Genomic DNA, 23,470 nt, shown 5'->3' on the forward strand with positions numbered 1-23,470 from the left:
GATGACTACCCCGCATGGATGTTCTGTTTTTAGCGAGGAAATCGTAAAGAACAGGGTTACGTCCAAAAACAACTCTTCCTGCGCCATTGAAGCCGTCAAAGCGTCAGAGCATTCCTTGAGTTCCATTTTTACTCTTAGTGCACGTCGGGGAACTGGTAACAACCAAATCCGTTCGTTGTTTGCATGACCAATGGAGGACGGCATGAAAAACTTCGCCCTTTATTACTGGCCAGTTCCTTTTCGAGGTCAGTTCATCCGCGGAATTCTGGCCCATTGTGGGTACTCCTGGGATGAACACGATGTCGATGCGATTGAAGATATTATGGATTGTGGGGTGGAAAAGCAGCCGGTTGCCTTCATGGGACCCCCGGTTCTGATTGACCGTGAGCGCAATTTTGCGATCTCCCAGATGCCGGCGATCGCCATCTATCTGGGTGAGCGGCTGGATATGTTGCCGACAACTATTGGGGGCCGCGCACTCAGCGCCAAGATCGTTAACGATGCCAATGATGTCCTTGATGAGCTGACTCTCAACGGCGGGCGCGAAATGTGGACACCTGAAAAATGGGAGGAATTCGTCCCACGCCTCCAAAAATGGGTCCGTATTTTCGCGGATACCGGGGCACGAAACGGCTTGAGTGCTAGTTCCGGCTTTATGCTGGGAACAGAAAAGATTGGCGTAGCAGATATAGCGACTGCAATCCTTTGGACTACGGTCGCTGACCGGTTCCCTGTCATTCAGGGCATCATTGAGGATACGTCACCTACAATCTGGGGTCTTTCCAGAAGAGTGGTAGCCACAACTTCGCTGGCTGCTTTGAACAATAAAAGTTTTGAGGAATACGGCAACGCTTATTGCGGAGGAGAGATTGAGAAATCGCTCCGAAAGGTAGCGGGTTGATTTACGTCTGCGCGGCGCCATCGCTTCGTCTGCTTTGCAGCCGGTCAAAAGTCTTGAAGAGATACGCACCGCCGACGCACCATTTCCCAGCCACTGTAGTTGAAGGGAAACGAACCAGCGGCCACCGCATGAAATGTACTAAATCAGGCACATAGGTTTCACGCGCTGATTTGCTCAAGTATTGAGGGCAAACCTGTGGGTGATCCCAAACTTGGGACGTTATTCAGGGCATGGCGTCGAGCAGGAGGGGAGCCGACGCTCTTACCGATCGCGCGCCTTAAGTCCGTCTTCGGTTTCCGACTTATTCAGGCGCCCTGTTCGGAAGCCCTTTGTCGTTTGGGTTCGGAGCCGGCGTCTCTCTTGTATCTCGCGGCGGATGTTGGCGATCGTCCGGCTCGGCGGGCTCCACCTGGTCCTCGGAAGGGCGGACAGGCTGCTCTTTAGGGTCGGTCGTCTTGGAGGGGGCCGAAATTTTCTTGGGCATGGTCAGTTCCTCTAGCTTCACCGACAAAAACTGGCTGGCCACACGGAAGGTTCCGAGCCCCGGGAAGCGCTGCTTGGTTCGGAATCGATCTCACCAAGCTGAACAGGCGGGCCTCGTAGCAGGCGGGATGCTGAGGAAAGCGCGCGTAGCCCAGCGCTGCTAAACTGGACCGACATCTGACCTTCTCAGCCAATTTCGGTCCCTTGGATTTACAACTCCGCCTGGTCGTAAGCGCGCCTGCGCGCTCTGATAGTGTCCAGATTGTCGTGGACCCAGAAGTTAAATCCCTCAAGGGCGCGCAACGCTCCATGGGCGATCTCTGTCAGTTCGTACTCGACACGCGGCGGCACTTCGGGAAAATAGTGACGCACAACAAATCCCTCACGCTCGAGATTACGCAGCGTAAGCGTCAGCATGCGCTGGGTGATCTCACCGACCTCTTTTCTCAAAGTCGAAAAGCGGAGCCGATGATCTTCCGCGAGAGAAAGACGCCAAAGAACCGGCACAGTCCATTTGTCACTCAGCAGGCTGCAGACTCCGTTTGACGGAATGGGTCTGAAGCGTCTGTCGTTTTCTGATCCGCGCGATGGGCCGGCATCGATCTGTTCTTCCAAGGGTATCATCCTTGTGCCTGATGCTGAAAAATGTGCCGTCTTCCGGCAGAATTACATTCGTATATATAGACGGTCCTTGTTTAACGCGAGGGTTTCAAGTGACCAATAGCAAGCACCCCATTCTGGTTTTCGGCGCTACCGGAAGGCAGGGAGGATCTGTCGCCAAAGCCTTGGTGAAGGCGGGATGGCCTGTTCGCGCACTCGTTCCGGACTCCACCAAAGCTGCATCGCTGCAATTGCGGAATTCAGGCGTCGAGCTTGTGCAGGGTTCATTTGAAGAGACCAAAGTAATCCGCACAGCGATGAAAGACGCTTACGGTGTCTTTAGCGTACTGCCAGCCAGCCTGGCTGCCGAAGCCGAAGTCCGTCATGGTATATCGATTGCGGATATCGCTGCCGAAACCGGCATCAACCATTTTGTTTATTCCTCAGGCGCCAGCGTCGGGAATGAACTGACAGGCGTTCCGCGTTTCGACGCCAAGCCCCGTATCGAAGCCCATATTCGAAAGCTCGACATGGCTACGACCATAATCCGGCCGATGATTTTCATGGAAATGCTGGTGCGACCTGGCTTCGGTCTGGAGGAGGGCCGGCTGGTGTCCCTGATCCGACCCGACCATTCCATTCAGCTTACCGCCGTGGAAGACATCGGCAGGTTTGTCGCTGCCGTGCTTGCCGACAAGTACCGCTTTGGCGGTGCAACACTTAAGATCGCGAGCGATCGACTGACCGGGCATGAACTTGAGGTCGCTTTCAGCGAAGCGGCCGGTCGCTCGATAACCTATGAACGGTTTCCCGATGACGTTCTCGCTGCAAACACAGATCTCGCGCATATGGCAGAGAGCCTGGTAGACGGGCCGCTCGCCGAGCTCGTCGATCTGAAAGTCATGCGCGAAATTAACCCCGACCTTCTCACTTTCAGGTCCTGGCTCGCTGGCAATGGGCGCAAGCTGCTCGATGCAGCCTTGCAACCGTCTGTCTAGGGACATACGCCAGCCTCAATAATGACAAGCGAACCACAACGGCTATCGAGCAGACGTTTGCGGTTCATCAGTCACGCGCCAAGGCTTCGATCGGGTCCAGCTTTGCCGCATTGCGAGCCGGAAGGAAGCCGAAGACGATTCCGATCAGGGTTGAGCAGGCGAAGGCCACCATGATGGAGCCCGAAGAGAAGATCATTTTGAAGTCGGGGCTCAGCAAATTGAAAAGAGCGCTGATCCCGAGGGCGAGCATCACTCCCATGAAGCCGCCGACAAGGCAGACCATAATGGCCTCGATCAGGAACTGGGAAAGGATGTCGCTGCGGCGCGCGCCGACGGCCACACGAACGCCGATCTCCTTGGTGCGTTCGGTCACGGATACCAGCATGATATTCATCACGCCGATGCCGCCGACAATCAGCGAGATCACGGCAACTGACGAAATCAGCAGCGTCAGGGTTTGCGTGGTGGTCTCGATAGTCTCGCGAATGGTCGCCGAGTTGGTGAGGAAGAAGTCTTTCGCGCCATGCCGACGCTCGATAAGGCGGGAAACTGCGGCTTCGACATTGCCCGGGTCGACATCGTCTCTGATACGGACCGTTATGCCGTCGACGTTCGGACGACCCAGCATGCGGCCCATGACGGTTGTGTAGGGCGCATAAACGGTCAATGTATCAACCGCCGGGCCGAAGGAGTTTTCCCGTTTCGTCACACCCACGACCCTCGCCGGCATTGTGCCCAGAAGGATGACCTGCCCCACCGGGTTTACCCGGTCTGGAAACAGGTCTCGCGCGGCGTTTGCATCGATCACCACATTCTGGCTGTAGGCGATAACATCCTGGGCGTCGAACAGTTGTCCATGCGCCAGCTCAAGACCCCGTACACGAAAGAAGTCGGCGCCAACTCCGGTGACTGACGCATTGACGGCCACGGCGGCGCGCTTGACAGTTACGCTCGTCGTGACGGCCGGTGTCACGCTGTCGACATAGGGCTGGTTCACCAGCGCTTCGGCATCGGCGGGAACCAGCGTCCGTATCTTGCCCGCTTCCAGATCGCCGAAGCCTTTACCGGCCCGCACCTCGATCGTGTTGGTGCCGAGCGAACTGATACTGCTCAGGATTTGTTGCTGCGAGCCGGCTCCCAGTGCCGAGATAGCCGCCACCGAGGCGATACCGATGATGATGCCGAGCATGGTCAGAAGCGAGCGCATCTTGTGCGCCCATATTGCCGCACCCGCCATGCGAAAGGCCTCAGTCATCCGGTCAAGTGCACCCCGCCAGCCAGCGCCCAGCGCGTGCTCGCGGATGGGACGGGCCGTCGCGGCGGATTTGGATATATTGCGCTCGTCGGAAATGATAACACCGTCGCTGATCTCGACAACCCGATCCGCGTGTTCGGCGATCTTCTTGTCGTGAGTGACGAGGATGATGGTGTGCCCTTCGGCATGAAGCTCGCGCAGGATCTTCATGACTTCGGCGCCACTGTGCGTATCCAGCGCTCCGGTTGGTTCGTCGGCCAGAATTATCTCGCCGCCATTCATCAGGGCGCGGGCGATCGACACCCGCTGCTGCTGGCCGCCCGAAAGCTTGCCCGGGATATTGCCCGTCCGCTCGGCGAGGCCCAGTCGGGTCAACAAGGAGATCGCTCGCTTGTGCCGGTCGGATCGGCTGCGTCCGGCATAGATGGCCGGCACCTCGACGTTGCTGGCCGCGCTGAGATCGCCAAGCAGATGATAGCGCTGAAATATGAAACCAAAACGCTCACGGCGTAGCGCCGCCAGTTCGTCCACGGACATCTTCGAGGTCTCGCGTCCTTCGATCCAGTAGCTGCCGTCCGTCGGACGATCGAGGCAGCCAAGGATGTTCATCAGCGTCGACTTGCCGGAGCCAGAAGCACCGATGATGGCCATCATCTCGCCGGCCTCGATGTCGAGGTCGACGTCTTTCAGCACCCGCACCATCTCGTCGCCTGCGGGGAAAGCGCGGGATACCCCACGTACGCGGATCAGTGGTTCAGTCATAACGCGCCCTACCGCTTCGCAGCGGCCAGTTGAGCCTGGCCATCCGTGCGTTCGTCCGTGGATGCTCCAAGGACGATGGTCTCGCCTGCCTGAAGACCACTAAGGATCTGGATGTCCGCGCCGTTATCGATACCGACCTGGACCTGCCGGATCTGGACCTCGCCCATCGCGTCCAGTATGCGCACACGCGCCGTATCGCCGGCCCGGGGCGCCCCTTCCACTGCACTGAGCGGAACCAGCACGGCGCCGCTGACGCGGCTCAAGACGATGGACACCTGCGCCGTCATGGACGGCCGCAGGACCCCATCCGCATTCGCCACATCGATCAGCCCGGTGTAATAGACCGCACCGTTGGTTGAGCCAATCCGGCTCGCGGCGGCGTTGCTCTCGTTGGCGATGGAGGCCGGGGCCGGTTCCACCTGTCGCAACTCCCCATCGAAACGGCGCTTCGGATCGCCAAGAATGCTGAACCAGACCGGCAGGCCCCGCCGCACACGCACGACGTCAACCTCGGAGATATCGGCGCGCACCGTCATTGTGTCCAATCGCGCGATCATGACGATGGTCGGCGCTGTCTGCAGGGCATTCACGGTTTGGCCCTCGTCAGTGACGATCGCGACCACCGTGCCGGCGATTGGGGAAGTGATCCGCGTATAGTCCAGCTCTATGCCCGCAGACTCCAGCGCGACCTGCGCTTGGGCGACCTGAGCGTCCAGCGACTGAACCTCAGCCCGCGCGGTGTCTCGCATCGCAACCGCGGCGTCATACTGGGCGCGCGGCGTGGAACCACCTGCCAGCAGGTCACGCTCGCGCTCGAAATCCTTCTCGGCTTTCACCAGACCGGCGCTGCGCGCGGCGTGAACGGCGCGAATGTTGGCCAAAGCGGCCTCACGGTCCCGCAAGGTGTTGCGCCGGGTCTGGGAATCGATCTCGGCCACCAATTGGCCAGCCTCAACGATGTCACCGATCTTGACAGCCAGATGCTCAATGCGACCAGAGGCCTGAGCGCCGACACGCACCAGCTCGAGCGGTTCGAGAATCCCGGTCGCCAGCACCACCTCTTCAATGTCACCCGTTCGCACCTGCGCCGTCACCAGTTCAAGCTTTGCCGGCGGACGCAGAAACAGCAGCCAGACGCCCAGCAGACCGACAAGGGTTGCCGCCCCCAGGATCAAACGCTTGCGGGTAATGTGTCGTGTCATTTAGTCGTGGCCCATGCTATTGAAATTTGCGGGCTTTCTCTGTCACGAGAGTTACCTGAAAATTACGGGGAGCCGTCGTCGCGCCTATCCGTTTGGCACGCGCTGTAAAATCAACCGATCGGCAAAGAGTGTTTGCGATGTGGATGGCGTGCCAGAGATTGCCCGCCAGACATCAGGTGATCGCGGCCGTGCCCAGCCAACGTCGACGGATGAAGATGCCTTGACCTGTTGGCGCAGGCGACGGACCTACCGCTGCTGGAAAACGCGCTTCTCGCGCCAGCGTACGGCAAATGTGCTGCCCTTGCCTGGAGCGGACGAAAGCTCAACGTAGCCGCCGTGACGGGTGACAATCTCGTCGACCATGCTGAGCCCCAGACCCGCACCTGAGCCGTGAGGGCTGACCCGGTAGAACGGCTCGAATATGCGCGACTGCTTGTCGCCGGCAATTCCGCAGCCCTGATCGGCGACAGTCACGCTGCCGTCAGCCTCAATACTGACCGATATCTGTCCTCGCCCGCCTCCGTACTGGACTGCATTACGAACCAGATTGACGAATGCACGCTCCAGAGCTTCGGCATCCCCGGGAACGAACAGGCTTTCCGCATCGCTATCGAACGAAATCTCGTAACCTTCGGCGATCGCCAGGGGAGCAAGGTCGGCGACCACCTTCGACACAACGCTGTTGAGATCGACAGGTGCATTCTGCTGGGGCTTCTGCCGGTACTTCTCGGTGTCGAGAAGCTGGTTCGCGATCGCTGTAAGTCGCTTGATGGCCGTCTGCAGGTGTGTCTTATCCGCACCTGGTGAAAGCGTATCGATTCTCACCTGCAGGACAGCAATCGGCGTTCGAAGTTCATGGGCCGCGTTGACGAAGAAGCGCTCCGTCGCCTCGAAGCCGCTATCGAGACGACGCAGCGCCCTGTTGATGTCGCGCACCAGACGAAGCACCTCAGTGGGCAAGCCCCGCTCTTCGACCAAGGCGCCACGTGTGTCGAGATCGATCCTGTCGAGACGCCTGGTCAGGTCGATGAAGGACCGCAAAGCCCAGCGTGTGACAAACGGGACGCCAATCAGGGAAATGGCGACGAGGATCAGCGCCGGCACACCGATGGCAAGGTTCCCCAACAGCACGGTGACACCATATTGGGACATCGAAACACCGCCGGCAAAAATCGTTGCCTCACCGGCCTCCGTGTCGAAACGCTCCATGCGGGCAACACTCAGCGGATCGTTCAGGTCACCATGGAGCTCGACACTTCTGAACGCCCGCAGGAATGGCATGTTGTCGGCAATTTTCCCGGGAGGCGCGCCGTGTGCAAGGACAATATCTTTTCCAAGGTCTGCCACGAACCACAGGTCAGGCGCTTCCTCCATAATCTCTTTAAGCTCGGCCGTCGGAACCAAATGGGGCCGGCCATTCGGCTCGAGACGAACCGAGTCTGCGATTTCCTGAGACAGCCAGATGGACGTGATCGCCACATCGGGCTTGAGGCCAGAAAGGAGATAGAAAACCAGGCTGAGCGACGCGATGACGGCGCAGAGCTGCAGGACGATAAAACCAAAAGTGAATCGCCAGCGAAGGGATGTGCTGGTCATCCTATTTCTGCTCATGAAGGTAGTAGCCTATGCCACGAATATTCTTGATAACAATGTCGGCCTCCGCTTCGCCAAGCTTTCGGCGCAGGCGAGACATATTGGATTCCAGTGAGTTCGACTGGATTTCGTCGTCAAAGGAATAGACCTGCCCCTCAAGGGACGAGCGCAACACGGTACGACCACGGTTTCTCAAAAGAGTTTCGATGATGAGCAGTTCCCTGCGGGTGAGCGCAAGCCTGATGCCGTTGACATGCACATCGCATGAAACCCGATCATAGGTAACGTTTCCTGCCGACAGGACGAATGGGCCGGCTGTCGGAACCCGCCTCAGCACAGCGCTCATTCTGGCAATCAGCTCGGGAATTTCGAACGGCTTCGGCAAATAGTCATCGGCACCGTCATTGAGGCCGGAAATTCGCTCGTCGGTCGACCTCAGAGCGGAGATGATGATCGATCGCGTATTTGAACCCGTGCGGTGCAAATCGGCGAGGAAGGTACTGCCATCGCCATCCGGCAGTTGCCGGTCGATAAGGACAATATCGTAATCCGCCATGGCGATTGCTTCCCGCGCCATCGCCAGATCTCCAACAGCATCCAGCACGATGCCATGCTGCGAGAGGGCCGTCCTCAAGGCATCCGTCATTTCCGGATCGTCTTCGATAAGTAGAAGTTTCATAGTCGCCTAATCAGTCAAGTCTCGGACCGTCATTCCCGATAGTCTTTACTGCAAAACTACGGCTCTGGTTCAGATAACCTCGACAGTCGTGATGCCCTGACCATCAGGTTGCGGGACATCATGAAACTGCTACGGACGTGGGAGACCGGAGAAACCGAAGTCAGTCCGATATCCATCGTCGTTGACGTGCGCCACCCAAGCCGCAATCTTTATCGGCAGCGACCGTAATGATCCCGGTATCTGCATCCGTAGTCGCGGCGGTCCCGTTGTTCCCAGCGGTCGCGGCGGTTCCTGTCGTTACGTTCGCTGATGTTGCCTACCACGGCCCCTCCCACGCCGCCTGCGGCGGCTCCCACTGCAGCGCCTTCCCAAGTGCCGCTTGCCAACCCACCGATGATAGCGCCGCTTGCCGCACCAATGCCGGCGCCCTTTTCCGTCTGGCTGCACGCTGTCAGCGTCAAGCAAACGAGTACGCCTGAAATGATCTTTTTCATGTCCTGTCCTTTCGAGCCATCGCCGATACGGTCGGCCGTCGACCGTTGTGACGCACCAAGGCGGAGACGTATGGACACCGAAAATTACGTGAAAGTTACGCAGAACCGTCAATATCGATACCGGTAGAAAGCGCAAATTCGTGTAGGATGCGTGTCTTCGCGATAAGTCCTTCTCAGGCAATTCCGCCCGCCTAATCGATAGGGCATGCTCTTGGCGACATCCCTGGTTATGAGGCGCGCGAGACGACGAACGGCCCAGCGGGTCGCCGCGATCCAGCGCCTTTCAACCGCCTTCTTCCGCAGCACGCTTTATCACGACGATCCCGCATTTTCCAAAACGGTCGCGACGCAGCGAGCTGCATCGGAAGGCAGCGTCGAGACCAAATGATGGTAATAAGTTTCGTTCAACTTCACGAGGCTGGACAAAATTAACGTTCACCATCGTCAAATCGATGTGTCCACCATTGCGTATACTCCATCTCGTCAACATCGTCCGGTGCTCGCAGATAAGGATAGTCCCAGTTCTCGTACCGCAAGGGCTTGAGGAAATCGTTGACCGCTCGGTATGCTGCAGGCACGCGGCCCTTATTTAAATCGCCGAGCACGGGCCGTTCACCCGCTTGGAAAACGACGCCACCCTCATAGGGATGGAGGATGACCTCGTCTCCGAGTGTCCCTTGCCTTCTCAACACCACCGACGCGCGCAGTAGTTCATCGTTGACGGCTGTAAGCCAATTCACGTCACGGATCACATCGGTGCGGCGTAATATTTCCAAGGTAAAATTACTGCCATCTTCGTAGAGGAGGCCAGGAAACCGGCGGAATAGAGGATACGCTTTTTCAGTCGCACCCGTCGCATAAGAATAGAAAAAAGCGACATCCCCGAAACAGCATAAAAAACCCGGAGATCACGGCAGGCATCGACGAAGAAGCGAACCACGCCAGTTGGGTCGCGTGATAATTCCGACAACCGCGTCTGATACATCAAGCGCCCATTGCCGCCTCGGTAGCCGGCGCTTGGAAGCAGGACAGTAAAGTAGTCGTGAACCGGATCTGTCGAACGCAGCGCCTGTTTTGGCATGTGCCTGACATAGAAGCTTGCGATCTTCCCCTCGTCAAAATACTCGTCTTGTGACAGATTTTGCGCAACGTCTTCCCGTGACGCGATGCGACGTACTCGCTCGTTAAAGGACAACAAATTTGTGTTGCTCGCGCCAACCATATGTCGGCCGTACCTGGGGTGCGCCATAGGCATCAGCAAACCGTGCAAGAGCGACTGCATACCCATAACCGTATTCCATCTCGACCGAGCCGCCGACAGATACCCAGATATCGGCACCGATAAAAATCGGCGTCCTGAAATCGCCACCGACAACCATCGAAGAGTCTTCCCTGGACGCGAAAACCCACTCCCTGACGACGGCATCTCCGGTGACGAAGATAATGCTGGCCCAGTCATTATCGACGCTGCCGCAGTTCAGATCACCGAAAACAACGAGGGTAACATGCCCATCGCCCCCCTCAATCTGTGTTGAGACCTTGCCGCTGACATGCAGGTTTCCGTCGATCACAGTGATCCATGAAGTCGGGACGAAATCCATGGCGCGCTATCTGACCGCACCCCGTAGGTAGAGGTCCTCACCGCGTTTTTCTTGCGAGAAAACGAAATCACTTTGCCGCAGGAACCTGTCAAACCATTGCAACAGTTCATCCGCGGTTGCCGAATTGCGATAGGCATTCAGCTGAACAGTCAGCGGAGCATCGAACGAGATGTCAAAACTCGTACCGAACTGCGTTTCGCCCGAAACATCCGCTTTGAACCTCCCGCCGCCATCATGACGCATGGTGATGTCAGCACGTTTGAAGAACTCGTCACTATATGTCGCGACAAGTCCGGGGGCTTCCCACCAGTCGTCATTGGTCAGGGCGTTGCGTGTCCCCTCACCCCTGAATTCGACGCGCAACCCGTCGAGAGAACGGTAGTCGCGGTTCTGAAAGCGTTTCAGCGGGATAGCGAGCCATTGTGTGTCAAGGCCGGGGTTCAGCCACTGGGCGACATCATCCTCCGGGTCATTATGCGGATCGAAGAAAAACTTCGGGGAAGTCAGCTTCAGGTTCAGCCCTATGGAATCGCCCAGGGTCTGGCCGGGAAAGGAACCGGATACCGCCCAAAGTACGATGCCTTCTTCCGCTATTGGCAGACTAAGCGAAAGACCCTGATAAACAATATTAAAATGTCCCATGCTTTCTCCGGTCTTTCGAGCGTGCATACACACCGACGATGAAAGGCTGGAGGATGTCAGTCATCTTTGCAAGAATTTCCTCCCGCTAGTAGCAAGCCGTGCCGGCAAATCCGTCAATATCCACCTGTCAGAAAAATGTTCTCCCCGGTCATGAAACTGCAGGCCTGCGACGACAGGAAGATGGCGGCACCCACCATTTCTTCCGGCTGCCCGGCACGGCCCATCCAGTTCAGCGTCCGGACGTATTCCGCCCAGCCTTCGGGGTCCTCATCACGACGGTGGGCATTGCGGTCGGTGTCGATGAGGCCGGGCGCGAGTGTGTTGAGCAACACATTGTCGCGCGCATAATCCCGCGCCTGACTCTGGATCAGATTGTGCTGCGCAGCCTTGGTGGCGGCATAGGCGGTGACGATGCCCTTCGGCCGCAGCTGATTGACCGAGCCGATGGAAACCACCCTGCCCCATTTGCGGGCAGCCATGCGCGGCAGGGCGGCCTGCAGCATATCCATCGTCGAGCCCAGATTGACCGCCAGCTGAAACGCCAGATCGTCGGGTGTCAGTTCCGAAAGCACGGCGTTGATCTGGGCGCTGGCATTGATGACAAGAATATCGACCGGTGCTATCGCCTCGGCCCGTTCGATGAGGTCACGACCGGCACCGGGTTCGGACAGATCGCCCGCCAGTTCCTGCGCCGTGCCGCCGCTTGCGACGATCCGGTGCTGCACGGGCGCGGCAGCGCCCGGCTTTACGCCATGCAGGATGACATGGGCGCCCGCGCCCGCCAGCCCCTCGGCAATGGCGGCGCCTATTCCACGGCTGGAACCGGTGACGAGCGCCGTGCGGCCCTTCAATCCAAAGACGCTTTCGAGACGCATCCTTTATCCTTCAAACAGCGAAATGCGCGCGCCGGCAATTCCCGGGCGGCAGGAAAACAGGCCGCCGGACAGCGGCGCGTCAGCGAGTGTGGAGGCAGGCAGGCGCGTGCGGGCGCTGGTGATGAACAGCGTCGACAGGTCCGGCCCGCCAAAGGCGATGCTGGAAGGGCGCGGCACCGGCATGTCGATCACCTGGTCGAGCTTGCCGTTCGGAAGATAACGGCGCACGCACCAGCCATCCCAGATGGCGCACCAGACACCGCCTTCTGCATCCACGGCCAGACCATCCGGCCGGCCATCGGCCACCGGAATGCGGGCGAATTCGCGGCGCTGCGACAGCGCGCCCGTCGCCGGATCGCAATCATAGGCATGGATGAGGCCAGGCACGGTATCGACGAAATAGAAGGTCCTGCCATCGGGGCTCCAGCCGAGACCGTTGGAAACAATGATGCCGCCTTCCTTGCGCTCGGATGCGCCATTGGCATTGATGCGATAAAGCGCACCCGTGGGCTTGGAGGCATCGATGCGCATCGAGCCGACCCAGATCGCGCCATCCGGCCCGCATTTGGCATCGTTCAGGCGGTTATCGGCAATGCCCGCCTCCGGGCTGACGAAGGGTGTCAGCCGGCCGGAGGCGAAATTCAGCCATTCCACGCCATCCTGCGACGCCACCAGCAACCGCCCGCCGGTGACCGGAATGACGGCGCTGACCAGCTTGCCGGTCTCGCAGGTTTCGTTGCGGCCGGTGGCAGGATCGAAGCGGTGCACCGCCGGATGCAGGATGTCCACCCAGTAGAGCGCGTTTTCCCCCTCGTGCCAGACCGGGCTTTCCCCCAGCTGCGCACCCCAAGGCAGAATACAGCTGAGTTCGGCGCTGGGGCGGCCTGTTGCCGAACGCGGGCGTGGCCGCGAGCTGATCGCCACGGCCCCGGCTGCACCGGTAATGCGGCGGGCGGCGGCAATCAATTCACGTCCGGCGGGATGGATATTGGAGGAATCCAGCCGCGACGACGGCCCGAGCGCAACGAGCACGCCCATCGGCGTATTGTCCCGGCCCATGACAGGGGCCGCGACCGAATTCACGCCCGGCAGATGCTCCTCGTAGGAAATCGAATAACCCCGCGCGCGGGTCAGCGTCAGATCGGCCTGCAGCGCATCGAGGCTGGTAATGGTTTTGGGTGTCTGCAGATCGAGCGTCAGGCGATCCAGCAGCGCACGACCAACGGCGGGGTCCTGAAAGGCGAGCAGCGCCTTGCCCGGTGCGGTGCAATGCAGGAGAACACGACGCCCCACCTCGACGCGCACCGAAAGACCGTTCGGCGAACGTTCGGCGAGATATTGCGTCATGGTGCCGTCAAGCCGGCACAGTGCAACCGTCTCCCCCAGTTCGGCGGCCAGCCGCTCCAGTTCCGGGGTCGCCGCCGAGACGAGATCGAAGCTCTCCCAGACCTTGTGGGACATTTCCAGAAAACGCTGGCCCAGCACATAGGTGCCGCGAGCCTCATCCTGACGGACGAGGCCATAGGCGATGAGGGTGCGCAGGATGCGCGCGAATGTCGGCTTCGGCAGACCGGAGGCACGCAGCAGCTCGGCAAAACGCAACGGTTCCGGCGCATCGGCAACCATGTCGAGCAGGGTCAGGCCCTTGGCCAGTGCCGCCGTGCCGCCCGGCGTCTCCGGTTTCATTGCCTCTGCTCCTTCGCGAGTCGCTGCCGCCGTGCGGCCGCCGCGTCGTCCAGCATCCGCTCCATCGTCCATTCCGCTTCAAACCCCAAAGTGTTTCTGATCCGCTCGTTGGACGTATGGTAATAAACGCCGTCGCCGGGAAAATCGACTGTCACGATGGGCAGGCCGGTCAGCGCCGCAATTTTCGGCAGAAGCGCGGCGAAATCGGCCGGTTCATCGGCGCCAAGATTGAAGGTGCCGCCCGCCGCCCCGGGGTGATCGAGAGCAAGCAGAATGCCCGCCACCATGTCGCGCGTATCGGTTATATGCATGCGGAACGGCCGGCCGTTTTCATTACGCGCCAGAATGTGCGACGGCTCACCGATATCGCGGGACTGGAGCAATTCGGCGATGGCAGTATTTCCGAAATCCTGCTGCTGGCGAATACGCGGCCGCAGAAAAAACCGGGGACCGGAAAAGAAACTCTCCTCATCCAGCAGTTCCGCCGCATCCTGCGTATGAGAAAACCGCAGGATCACCGTTTCCATGGTGCCGCTTCGCTGGTGGAAGCGCACCAGCTCTTCACCAAGAAGCTTGGTCAGCCCATAGGGCGAATTGGGGCAGAGCGGATGGTCCTCGGTGACCGGCAGGAACTCCGGCCGGTTTTCCGGATAGACCTCACCCGACGAAGCGAAAACGAACCGCCGCACGCCAGCTGCTGACGCCGCATCCAGAAGCCGGTGCGTGCCCTCGACATTGACGGCGAACATGCGGTCACGATCCGCCGGAGCCCATGACATGAAGGCGCCCAGATGCAGGACGGCGCTGACGCCCCTGATAGCCTCGGACAATGCCTGCGCATCCTCCAGCGACCCGACGACTTCCTCGCCGCCGGTTGCCAATGGCCTCAAATCAAAACCGCGAACGGCGCGGCCCTGTGCGCGCAAGGCTGCGACAACGGCACGGCCGACACGCCCTGCCGATCCGGTAACGAGGATCATAGCCGTGCTCCCGTCTTTGCATCGAAGAGATAAAGCTGGGCCGGATCGAAACCGAGCCGGAGCGCCTCATTGCCGGGAAGGCTGCCGGTATGCGAGACGCGGGCGATCAGCCCCTTGGACTTGCCCTCCTCACCATCCGCGACCCTTGCACCTTCCGCATCGAAATAGACGTATTTTTCCGACCCCAGGCTTTCCACCAGCGTCGGACGGACATCGAAGGTAACAGGCGCATCGCCCAGAACGAGACGTTCCGGCCGCAGGCCGACAATCACGCTGCCCTGGCGGCCGACGGCACCCGGCAGGGAGACCTGTTGCCCAAACAGGGTAACAGTGCCGTCACGCAGTTCCGCATTGAGGAAATTCATGCCCGGCGAGCCGATGAAACCGGCAACGAAAAGATTGGCCGGATTGTTGAAAAGCTCGTCGGGTGCGGCGATCTGCTGGATGATGCCGCCCTGCATGATGACGACGCGGTCCGCCATCGTCATCGCCTCGACCTGATCATGCGTCACATAAACGGTGGTGACACCGATGCGCTTGTGTAATGCGCCGATTTCGGCACGCATGTGGACGCGCAGCTTGGCATCGAGATTGGACAGCGGCTCATCCATCAGGAATGCCTGCGGCTGGCGCACGATGGCACGGCCGAGCGCGACACGCTGGCGCTGACCGCCCGAGAGATCCTTGGGCTTGCGATCGAGATAGGGGGTCACTTCCAGAATGCGCGCCGCATCATCAACCCGGCGGTCGATCTCGGTCTTGTCGGTGCCGCGCATTTTCAGGCCGAAGCCGATATTCTGGCGAACGGTGAGGTGCGGATAAAGCGCATAGTTCTGGAACACCATGGCGATGTCGCGGTCACCCGGCGCCAGATCCGTCACTTCGTTATCGCCGATGAAAATCTGGCCTTCGCTTGCCGGTTCGAGGCCGGCGAGGATTTTCAGCATCGTCGACTTGCCGCAGCCGGAAGGCCCGACCAGCACCACGAACTCGCCGTTCTCGATCTCAAGCGAAAACGGCCTGAGCACGTTGAGCGCGCCATAGGACTTGCTGACGTTGCGAATGGAAATATTGGCCATGCTTATTTCTCCGCGCCAGCGGTGAGGCCGCCGACCAAATAACGTTCCAGGAACAGGTAGATTGCGATGATCGGCAGCGCGATGAACACGGATGCAGCGGAAATGTCGTTCCAGTAGGTGACATATTCGCCCTGCATCGTCGTGATGCCGAGATTGGCCGTCCAGTTGTCCGGCGAGTTGACGAGGAAGGTGCGGGCATAGGCATAGTCTGCCCAGCTGAGCACGAAGGCATAAAGTGCGGTGGCGGCAAGCCCCGGCGTGGCGATGGGAAGCACGACGCGCACCATCGCGCCGATCGGCGAGCAGCCGTCGACCATGGCAGCCTGTTCCAGTTCCTTCGGAATGGTGTCGAAATAGCCTTTCAGCATCCATGTGGCGAAAGGAATGATCATTGTCGAATGCGCCAGAACCAGCGTCCATAGGCTGCCGATCAGGCCGAAGCTGGAAAAGATCGAAAACAGCGGAATGACGAGCAGCGTCGCGGGCAGCATCTTCGCCGTCAGGACGAAGAGGCCCATGGTCGCGCCACCCCGCATGGAATAACGCGACAGCGCATAACCGGCGCTGACCGAAACCAGCATCGACAGCGCCACCGAGCCGATGGCCGCCAGCATCGAATTCCAAAGCCACAGCAGGATCGGTTTTGCCGCCCAGACGCGGGCGAAGATGTCCCACTGCGGATCGTCCGGCCAGAAGGTCGGCGGCAGGCGGTAAAGCTCATCGGTGGTGGAAAGTGCCGTGACCAGCAGCCAGTAGACCGGGAACAGGATCATCACCAGCGTGAAGATCACGGTCGCGTAAAGGGCAAGGCTCTGTAAAAATGTCCGTTTCATCAAAGCCTCCTCAATAGATCGATTTCGAACGCCGGCCGAGCATCAGGAGGCTCGCGACGATGCAGATCACCAGCGTCAGCACGCCGACGGCGGCGGCACGACCGAAATTGTGATACTGGAAGGCCTGGTCATAGGTCATGATCGACAGCGTCTGGGTTGAACGCAGCGGCCCGCCGCCGGTCAGAACCTTGATGATCGAAAAGTCGCGGAATACCCACAACAGTGTCAGGACGAGCGTCACGCCCAGCACCGGCATCAAAAGCGGCATGGTGATCCAGCGGAAGCGCTGCCACACACTCGCGCCATCGACCTTGGCCGCCGCATAATAATCGGCGGGGATGGACTGCAGGCCAGCCAGACACATGATCGAGACGAAAGGAAAACCCTTCCACACCATGGTGATCGCCACGGCCCAGAAGGCGGCCGTGGAACTGCTGACCCACGGGATCATCTGGTCGGTGAAACCGAGCTTGATCGCCAGCCAGCCGAACAGGCCGAATGAAGTGTCGAACATCCACGCAAAGATGACGACCGCGATGATTTCCGGCACGGCCCAGGGCAGCGCCATTCCCAGCCGCGCGACGGTGCGGCCCTTGAAACGGTTATTGGCCAGAAGCGCCGTGCTGAGGCCGACCGCAACGCTGCCGGCGGTAACGACGATGACCAGTTTCAGCGTTACCCAGCAGGCCAGCCAGAATTCCGGCGACGAGAACAGCCAGGTGTAATTGCTCAGCGAAAACGGCCGGCTGGCGCCGCCAAGCCTTGGTATCTTGACCTGCTGGAACGACAGGTCAACGGCCAGCACGAGCGGCCAGACGATGATGGCGGCAACCATCAGGACCGCGGGCGCGATCAGAATATAGCCGAGGAGATGTTGCCGGCTGGGACGCGCAAGATCGAAGAACTTGCGACGCCCAGCCCGAACGGGTTCGGTCATGGATGGTCCTCCTGCCGGATGCGAATGATGGCCATGGCCCTTTACGGGCCATGGCAGGACAACGGGATCAGGACGATGGGGGATCAACCCTTTATGGCTTCGGCCTTTGCCTGCATGGTTTTTGCCACCTCCGCCGGATCGAGATCCTGAATGATCATCCGCTGGCTTTCTTCCATCACCATCTTGCTGAACTCGTTGTAGAAAAGCTCAAGCCCGGTCGGAATGCGGTCGATACCGGCTTCCGACGCGGCCTTCATTGTTTCGATCAGCACCGGAAAATGCGGGATGGTCTTTTCAACACCCGAGACATCCGCTTTCGGGCTTGGCGGGGTGTTGCCGCCAAGGGTGGCGTAGCTGCGCTGGAATTCCGGCGTCATCGTCAGCTTGATGAAATCCCAGACCAATGCCTTCTGGTCGTCGGGAATATCGGCCGGCATCGCAAGCACGTTGGAAGACCCGCCAAGCGGCGGATGAAGCGGCGGCGCGACATAAACGATGTCGCTCTTGGCCGAACCCTTTTCAGTCGTGCCATAAAGCCACGGTCCATCGAGCCGCATGGCCATCTTGCCATCGGCAAACAGCTTGCGCACGTCGCTGGCGCTCATGTCGACCGGGCTGATGCCGCTCTTCATCACGGTTTTCCAGCGTGAAAGGCCCTCGACCATCTGTGGCGTGTCGATGGTGATGTTGCCATCCTTATCGGTCCAGTAGGCGCCGGTATCGATGATGTAGTTCAGCATTTCCGTCAGATATTGCCCTGGACCACCCTTGGTTTCGTGGCCGGTGCCGAACTGGTCGATGATGCCGTCGCCGTTCAGATCCTTGGTCGTGGCTTTTGCAGCGGCCAGAAACTCGTCATAGGTTTTCGGAACCGCAACGCCGGCTTCTTCCAGCAGCTTCTTGTTATAGGCCATGACGAAACCGAAATAGTTGGTCATGATGCAGACGGTTTCGCCGTTCCATTCGCATTTCTGCTGGCCGGCCCAGCCGGTCATGTCGATGCCATCCTTCTTCAGCCACGGGTCGAGCGGTTCCAGCCAGCCGCTATCGGCAAACATCTGGAATTCGAAGGACGCCAGATGCACGATCTGCGGCGGCTGGTTGGCGGCGAAAAGCGTGGTCATCGTATCCGCGTAGGAACTGCGCTCCGCCTTGGTGAATTCGATCTTCACCCCCGGATGCTGTTTCTCGAAGGCGGCGATGGCGGAATGCCACCATTCCCCCGTTCCGGCATCGTCGGTCTGCCAGGAAATGAACTTCAGCACGGTATCGGCCATGGCGGGCGCAACAGCGCCCATGGTCATCAACACGGCGATCGCGGTGCTGAGCGCCAGCTTTTTCATTCTTTTGGTCATGGTTTCCTCCTCCAAAAAACCAAATCAGATACGTTCAATCAGACCGAGCGCCGCCTCCGACGGTCTTACCCCAAGTCCCGGTCCGGACGGCAGGTGATACCTGCCTTCGCGGCAATCCATGTCGCCGTCCAGCAGGCGGCGGTTCGGCTCGAAGATCGAGTGCTGGAATTCGTGTCCCTTCAGCATCGACAATGTCGACGACGCCTGCAGGCTGGCGGCAAGGAAGATGCCGGCGCCAACGGTGGCGTGCGGGATCACCTCAATGCCGTGTTCGGCGGCAAGGGCGCCGATGCGGATGAAATTGGTGATGCCCTTGTGGCCCATTTCCGGCTGCACGATCGCGATGCGGCATCGTTCGATGCGGGCACGCATATCCCAATGGGTGCGCCATTCCTCGCCGACGGCAATCGGCACGTCGGTATTCTTCGAAACCTTCTCCAGACCGGCAATGTCCTCCGTCCAGACGGGTGCTTCGGCGAACCACGGGTCGAAGGGCTGCATTTCGGCAATCAGTTCCAGCGCCCGTTCCGGCGTCTGGTTCCAGTGCATGTCTGCAGCGATCTTCGCCTGGGGGCCAAGCACCTGCCGGAGATTGGCAATTTCCGCCGCCGGGCCGTCATCGGCCACCGGCGTAGCGAATTTGAAGGCGTTGAAACCGCGATCCTGCCAGTATTTAGCCAGTTTCCCGCGCGCCTTCAGCGTTCGTTCAGGCAGGCCGGAAACATAGGCTGGAAACGTATCTACCCCGCCGCCGAGAAGGTCACGAACCGATTTGCCGGCTTCCTGCCCGGCAATATCCCAGAGCGCAATATCGAGCGCGGCGAGCGCATCGACGTAAAAGCCGCCGGTATAACCGCGCACCCGCATCATGTCGTAGAGGTCGTCATAAACAGCCGAAGGATCGGACGCGTCACGGCCGATCACGAAACCGGCGAGAAGATCATTGATGAGGGCGGCGACCGCGCCGGGGGCGACGATGCCATAGGTCTCGCCCCAGCCGACAGTACCGGCCTCAGTGGTCATGCGCACCAGCACGCTGCGGTCGAAGGTGGGGTAGACCGTGCGATTACCCTTGCGCACGATGTAGCCGTTGGGATTGACCACCTCGCCTTCCCTGAGCGCGCCAAGATAGGGAACCTTGCGCGGCTGGGTCAGCGTGAAGACTTCGACGGTTGCGATGGGGCTGTTCATGCGGCCTCCGCGGCAACGAGGCCAAGTTCGACCAGATTGGCGTCAATATCGGCAATGGCCGCCGCATCAAGCTCGGGTGTCGGTGCACGCACACCGACGCCTTCGATCACGCCGCGACGGGCGAGCACATATTTGGTCAGCCGCATGCGATAGACCGCCTGCAACACCAGAAGCGGCAGGGTGCGGACATAGATCCGGCGCGCCTCTTCCTGCCGCCCGGCAACAAGCGCCCGGTCGATGGCCACATGTTCCTCGGCGATCTCCAGCGCCGGCATGGCAGCCGTAGCACCGCGAGCATATTCGTCGAGAATGTAACGCGCACCGCCGCCACCGATGACGCCCTTCAGTGTCGAAGGCGCATGGGCGATGATGTGGCTGATGGCCGGGCCGGCGGGAAGCGTTTCTTCCTTGACATAGGTCACCTGCGGCAAGGCGCGCACGATCTCCACGATTGCCTGCGGCGAAAGGTCGGAGCCGCGCGGCGCAGGCGCGTTCTGCAGGATGATTTCAACCTCGGGCAGCGCCTCAACGATCCGGCCGAGGAATTCGATCAGCGCCGGCGCATCCGTGCCGACGGATTTGGGCGGCTGCACCATCAGGTGGCGACTGCCGAGCGCCGACGCCGCCCGCCCATGCTCGACCACCTCACGCCAGTCGGCCGCACTGGCGCCGGCCACAACAGGCACCCGGCCGGCCACCGCATCCACGACGATCTTCAGCAGCGTTGCACGCTCGGCGGCATTCAAAGCCTCCACCTCGCTGGCGAAACCGGGAAACACGACACCATCCACGCCCTTGTCGAGCGCAAAGACCACCAGCCGCTTCATACCCGCTTCGTCAATGCCGCCATCAGCCAGAAACGGCGTGGGCAGAACAGGCAAAATCCCCTTGAGGCCAGCCACCATCTTTCTCCTCCCAATTAAGTATCATATTTTGATACCTTGAATTCACTAATTGACACTACATAGACTCGCACCCTATGACAAGCCCCAAGATGAAATGAACGAGGAGGTTCAAGACATGGCAGCAGCGGCGACATCGATCATCGTTGATTGGGGAACGACATCACTGAGGGCGGCGCTCGTTGGTGAAGGCGGCGTAGAACTCGATCATCTGGAAACCGCCGACGGTATTTCGAGCCTTGGCAAGGGTGAGCATGAGGCGGCGCTGATGGCTGCACTCGCACCCTGGTTCTCGCGCCACGGGGCCCTGCCCGTTGCCGCACTCGGCATGATCACCAGCCGCAATGGCTGGGTTGAAGTCGCTTATGTGCCGTGCCCGGCAGGCCTGGCGGAACTTGCTGCAGGCACGGTGCGCAGGACGCTGCCGAACGGCTCCGACCTCGTCTTCCTGCCGGGTCTAAACGACCCCGCCCGCCAGCCCTTTCCGGATGTGATGCGCGGCGAAGAAACCCAGATCGTCGGCCACGGCCTTGGCGAAGACGCCACCCTCATCATCCCCGGAACCCACAGCAAATGGGCGCGGGTGAAGGCGGGGCGGATTGACGGTTTCCAGACATTCGTGACCGGTGAAATCTTCAACCTGCTCATCAATCATTCCTTCATCGCGCGCGGTTCAACGCAGCCGCCGGTCGATGGTCCCGAGGCCTATCGCTGGGGTCTGAAAGAGGCAAAACGATCCGCCGCCATGTTGTCGCTGCTGTTTTCGGCGCGAACCGGTGGGCTTGCCGGCCGGCTTTCGCCGGATCAGCTGCGCTCCTATGTGCGGGGACTGGTCATCGGCCAGGAGTTTCGGCAGGCCCGCGATGCCGGATGGTATGCGGAGGGAGACGAGGCAGCTATCGTCGGCAATGACGGGCTGAACGATCTCTATCTGGTTGCCGCAGATGTGTTCGGGCTCAGGACATCCATGGGTGCGGATGACGCCCTGACAAAAGGGGCCCTGGCTATCCTGCACCGAGCGCTTTCGTAACCTCAGCCGACCGCGGGATGCCAAAATGGCGGCATCCGCCTTTCAGACTAGATGTTTTTAGGACCGTCATGTACGACTTCCCAGCCAATATCGGCACCAGCCGTCACGAAAACGATATCATTGCCATTCTGGCCCGCCTCCAGCGCATCGGCCTTCCAGACAATCCGACCGCCTTTTATGGCTCATCCTCGTTTCGAATCTGGAACTCCGTCACCCAGGATCTCGGCTCGCTGGATATCGTCAATCTGGGATTTGGCGGCGGTACCTACCTCTCCGCCAGCCACTACCTGCACCAGCTCCTGGTTCCCTTAAAGGCAGGTAGAGTGGTGCTTTATTTCGGCGAAAACGATATTGCCAGCGACGGCCTCAAGGCTCAGACGACGCTTCGACACCTGCAGGATTTGCGGTATCGCATCTCTCGAGCGCTACCGCAGGCGGACGTGTTTGTTCTGGCGATCAAGCACAGTCCCGCGCGCTGGATATACCGCCAGGAATTCAATCTCTTCAACCAGACGGCGCGCGACTGGTGCAAGGGCCACGAACGCACGACATGGCTTGATCCGAACCCCGGCCTCATCGGTGAAAACGGTCTGCCGATGTTCCGTTATTATCTGCCAGATCTGGTTCATCTGAATGCAGCAGGCTATGCGGTCTGGTCGGAAACGCTCAGAAAAACGTTGGGTCTGCTGAACTGAGGCAAGCGGCAACTTTATCTTTTAGCCTTGATGAGAACAAAATCCTCGACCTGCGATTCTAAAAGCGTTCTGCAGTGGATGGGAACCGAACCGCTGACCTTGATGTTCAACGATCCCCAAACAGCTGAAATATCTGGAACTTTAATCGTGAAGCATTGTCGGCGTAGGTGATCAGTAATGTCAATGATGCACTTTTAGCGTGACGATGCCGGGCTATCTCGCTGAAATTCTTGCAATCAGAGCCTCGTAATTAACTGCTAAAGGTTTGCCGCCTTGCTCTTGGCAGCCAAGAAATGACGAAAATCGTGTATGGTGATCAGCCATTTGCGCAGTCAGGGATGAACCTTTCAGTTATAGGCAGTTGACAGGCCTATCAGAGGAGTGTCGTTGAGCTGCCGTCACGTCGTGCATCCCTCGGACACGCCGCAAGATTCGCGCGAACGTGTGCCCCCGCTTTGCACCGGTTGATCTTGGAATTTGTGTTTTACGGCGGGGATTTTGCGCCGACGATCATAGCTGTTTAGCGTACAGGATCGCAGTTTTCGGCTATTGTTGGATAGTATGGAGTAGGATTTGGTTGCGGGGGCAGGATTTGAACCTGCGGCCTTCAGGTTATGAGCCTGACGAGCTACCGGGCTGCTCCACCCCGCGTTGACTGGTTTTATTATAGCATAAAGGCCGCTTGATGCGGCCTTTT

The 23,470-nt window shown here is 59.5% G+C and carries 22 protein-coding genes, 1 tRNA gene and 1 pseudogene; 4 read left to right on the forward strand and 20 right to left on the reverse strand.

The window, feature by feature from the left end; translation table 11 throughout:
* Window positions 1-202: 202 nt before the first annotated feature.
* On the forward strand, window positions 203-901 hold the full coding sequence (gst, locus tag ACIK7D_RS25270) for a glutathione S-transferase (RefSeq protein WP_400157799.1): 699 nt from the start codon (window positions 203-205) through the stop codon (window positions 899-901).
* Window positions 902-1,594: 693 nt separating this feature from the next.
* Here gst and ACIK7D_RS25275 read toward each other — a convergent pair.
* Window positions 1,595-2,008 carry a helix-turn-helix domain-containing protein gene (locus ACIK7D_RS25275; RefSeq protein WP_135398125.1) on the reverse strand — a complete coding sequence of 138 codons (414 nt, stop codon included), beginning with the start codon at window positions 2,006-2,008 and terminating at the stop codon, window positions 1,595-1,597.
* Window positions 2,009-2,097: 89 nt separating this feature from the next.
* Between ACIK7D_RS25275 and ACIK7D_RS25280 the strand changes: the two genes are divergently transcribed.
* Window positions 2,098-2,982, forward strand: coding sequence for an NmrA/HSCARG family protein (locus ACIK7D_RS25280; protein ID WP_400157800.1), 885 nt, complete (start codon window positions 2,098-2,100; stop codon window positions 2,980-2,982).
* Window positions 2,983-3,049: 67 nt separating this feature from the next.
* Here ACIK7D_RS25280 and ACIK7D_RS25285 read toward each other — a convergent pair whose 3' ends face one another.
* The 18 genes and pseudogenes from ACIK7D_RS25285 to ACIK7D_RS25370 form a co-directional block, all read right to left on the reverse strand.
* Complete coding sequence (locus ACIK7D_RS25285; protein WP_400157801.1) at window positions 3,050-4,999, reverse strand: MacB family efflux pump subunit; 1,950 nt, start codon at window positions 4,997-4,999, stop codon at window positions 3,050-3,052.
* An 8-nt stretch (window positions 5,000-5,007) separates the two neighbouring features.
* On the reverse strand, window positions 5,008-6,201 hold the full coding sequence (locus ACIK7D_RS25290; protein ID WP_400157802.1) for an efflux RND transporter periplasmic adaptor subunit: 1,194 nt from the start codon (window positions 6,199-6,201) through the stop codon (window positions 5,008-5,010).
* 246 nt (window positions 6,202-6,447) lie between these two features.
* Window positions 6,448-7,797 (reverse strand): sensor histidine kinase, encoded by a 1,350-nt coding sequence (locus tag ACIK7D_RS25295; protein WP_400157803.1) that lies wholly within the window; start codon window positions 7,795-7,797, stop codon window positions 6,448-6,450.
* A 1-nt stretch (window position 7,798) separates the two neighbouring features.
* Window positions 7,799-8,473, reverse strand: coding sequence for a response regulator transcription factor (locus tag ACIK7D_RS25300; RefSeq protein ID WP_080820132.1), 675 nt, complete (start codon window positions 8,471-8,473; stop codon window positions 7,799-7,801).
* A 209-nt stretch (window positions 8,474-8,682) separates the two neighbouring features.
* Complete coding sequence (locus ACIK7D_RS25305) at window positions 8,683-8,967, reverse strand: YMGG-like glycine zipper-containing protein (protein WP_003524016.1); 285 nt, start codon at window positions 8,965-8,967, stop codon at window positions 8,683-8,685.
* Window positions 8,968-9,395: 428 nt separating this feature from the next.
* Window positions 9,396-9,758, reverse strand: a pseudogene (locus ACIK7D_RS25310) (type VI immunity family protein); the annotation flags it as partial.
* A complete protein-coding gene (locus ACIK7D_RS25315; RefSeq protein ID WP_400157804.1) occupies window positions 9,716-10,189 on the reverse strand; it encodes a hypothetical protein in 474 nt (157 codons plus the stop codon). The pseudogene ACIK7D_RS25310 and the gene ACIK7D_RS25315, both read right to left, overlap by 43 nt.
* The gene (locus ACIK7D_RS25320) at window positions 10,152-10,568 is read right to left on the reverse strand and encodes a hypothetical protein (protein WP_400157805.1); all 417 of its coding nucleotides are present in this window, start codon (window positions 10,566-10,568) and stop codon (window positions 10,152-10,154) included. The genes ACIK7D_RS25315 and ACIK7D_RS25320 overlap by 38 nt, the downstream gene beginning before the upstream one ends.
* Window positions 10,569-10,574: 6 nt before the next feature.
* On the reverse strand, window positions 10,575-11,210 hold the full coding sequence (locus ACIK7D_RS25325; RefSeq protein WP_167857094.1) for a hypothetical protein: 636 nt from the start codon (window positions 11,208-11,210) through the stop codon (window positions 10,575-10,577).
* Window positions 11,211-11,323: 113 nt separating this feature from the next.
* On the reverse strand, window positions 11,324-12,085 hold the full coding sequence (locus tag ACIK7D_RS25330; RefSeq protein WP_400157806.1) for an SDR family NAD(P)-dependent oxidoreductase: 762 nt from the start codon (window positions 12,083-12,085) through the stop codon (window positions 11,324-11,326).
* Window positions 12,086-12,088: 3 nt separating this feature from the next.
* Window positions 12,089-13,771, reverse strand: a complete 1,683-nt coding sequence (locus tag ACIK7D_RS25335) for an SMP-30/gluconolactonase/LRE family protein (protein WP_400157807.1) — start codon at window positions 13,769-13,771, stop codon at window positions 12,089-12,091.
* A complete protein-coding gene (locus tag ACIK7D_RS25340; RefSeq protein WP_400157808.1) occupies window positions 13,768-14,751 on the reverse strand; it encodes an NAD-dependent epimerase/dehydratase family protein in 984 nt (327 codons plus the stop codon). The genes ACIK7D_RS25335 and ACIK7D_RS25340 overlap by 4 nt, the downstream gene beginning before the upstream one ends.
* Window positions 14,748-15,830, reverse strand: a complete 1,083-nt coding sequence (locus ACIK7D_RS25345) for an ABC transporter ATP-binding protein (protein ID WP_400157809.1) — start codon at window positions 15,828-15,830, stop codon at window positions 14,748-14,750. Before ACIK7D_RS25345 ends, ACIK7D_RS25340 begins: the two co-directional genes overlap by 4 nt.
* A gap of 2 nt (window positions 15,831-15,832) precedes the next feature.
* On the reverse strand, window positions 15,833-16,663 hold the full coding sequence (locus ACIK7D_RS25350; protein WP_046800465.1) for a carbohydrate ABC transporter permease: 831 nt from the start codon (window positions 16,661-16,663) through the stop codon (window positions 15,833-15,835).
* Between the two features lie 10 nt (window positions 16,664-16,673).
* Window positions 16,674-17,600 carry a carbohydrate ABC transporter permease gene (locus tag ACIK7D_RS25355; protein WP_065116467.1) on the reverse strand — a complete coding sequence of 309 codons (927 nt, stop codon included), beginning with the start codon at window positions 17,598-17,600 and terminating at the stop codon, window positions 16,674-16,676.
* Window positions 17,601-17,683: 83 nt separating this feature from the next.
* Entirely contained in the window at window positions 17,684-18,955 is a 1,272-nt protein-coding gene (locus ACIK7D_RS25360; protein ID WP_400157810.1) for an ABC transporter substrate-binding protein, read from the reverse strand.
* A gap of 24 nt (window positions 18,956-18,979) precedes the next feature.
* Complete coding sequence (locus tag ACIK7D_RS25365; RefSeq protein ID WP_400157811.1) at window positions 18,980-20,146, reverse strand: mandelate racemase/muconate lactonizing enzyme family protein; 1,167 nt, start codon at window positions 20,144-20,146, stop codon at window positions 18,980-18,982.
* Window positions 20,143-21,051 (reverse strand): dihydrodipicolinate synthase family protein, encoded by a 909-nt coding sequence (locus ACIK7D_RS25370; protein ID WP_400157812.1) that lies wholly within the window; start codon window positions 21,049-21,051, stop codon window positions 20,143-20,145. The genes ACIK7D_RS25365 and ACIK7D_RS25370 overlap by 4 nt, the downstream gene beginning before the upstream one ends.
* 115 nt (window positions 21,052-21,166) lie before the next feature.
* On the opposite strand from ACIK7D_RS25370, the gene ACIK7D_RS25375 reads away from it, so the two are divergent.
* Together ACIK7D_RS25375 and ACIK7D_RS25380 are read left to right on the forward strand one after the other, a co-directional pair.
* Complete coding sequence (locus ACIK7D_RS25375; RefSeq protein WP_400157813.1) at window positions 21,167-22,078, forward strand: 2-dehydro-3-deoxygalactonokinase; 912 nt, start codon at window positions 21,167-21,169, stop codon at window positions 22,076-22,078.
* 68 nt (window positions 22,079-22,146) lie between these two features.
* On the forward strand, window positions 22,147-22,773 hold the full coding sequence (locus ACIK7D_RS25380) for a GDSL-type esterase/lipase family protein (RefSeq protein WP_400157814.1): 627 nt from the start codon (window positions 22,147-22,149) through the stop codon (window positions 22,771-22,773).
* A gap of 574 nt (window positions 22,774-23,347) precedes the next feature.
* On the opposite strand, the gene ACIK7D_RS25385 is transcribed toward ACIK7D_RS25380, so the two are convergent.
* Window positions 23,348-23,424 (reverse strand) — tRNA-Met (locus ACIK7D_RS25385).
* Window positions 23,425-23,470: the final 46 nt, after the last annotated feature.

It is taken from the genome of Agrobacterium sp. P15N1-A (assembly GCF_044626815.1).
In the GTDB taxonomy this organism is placed as follows: Bacteria; Pseudomonadota; Alphaproteobacteria; order Rhizobiales; family Rhizobiaceae; genus Agrobacterium; species Agrobacterium leguminum.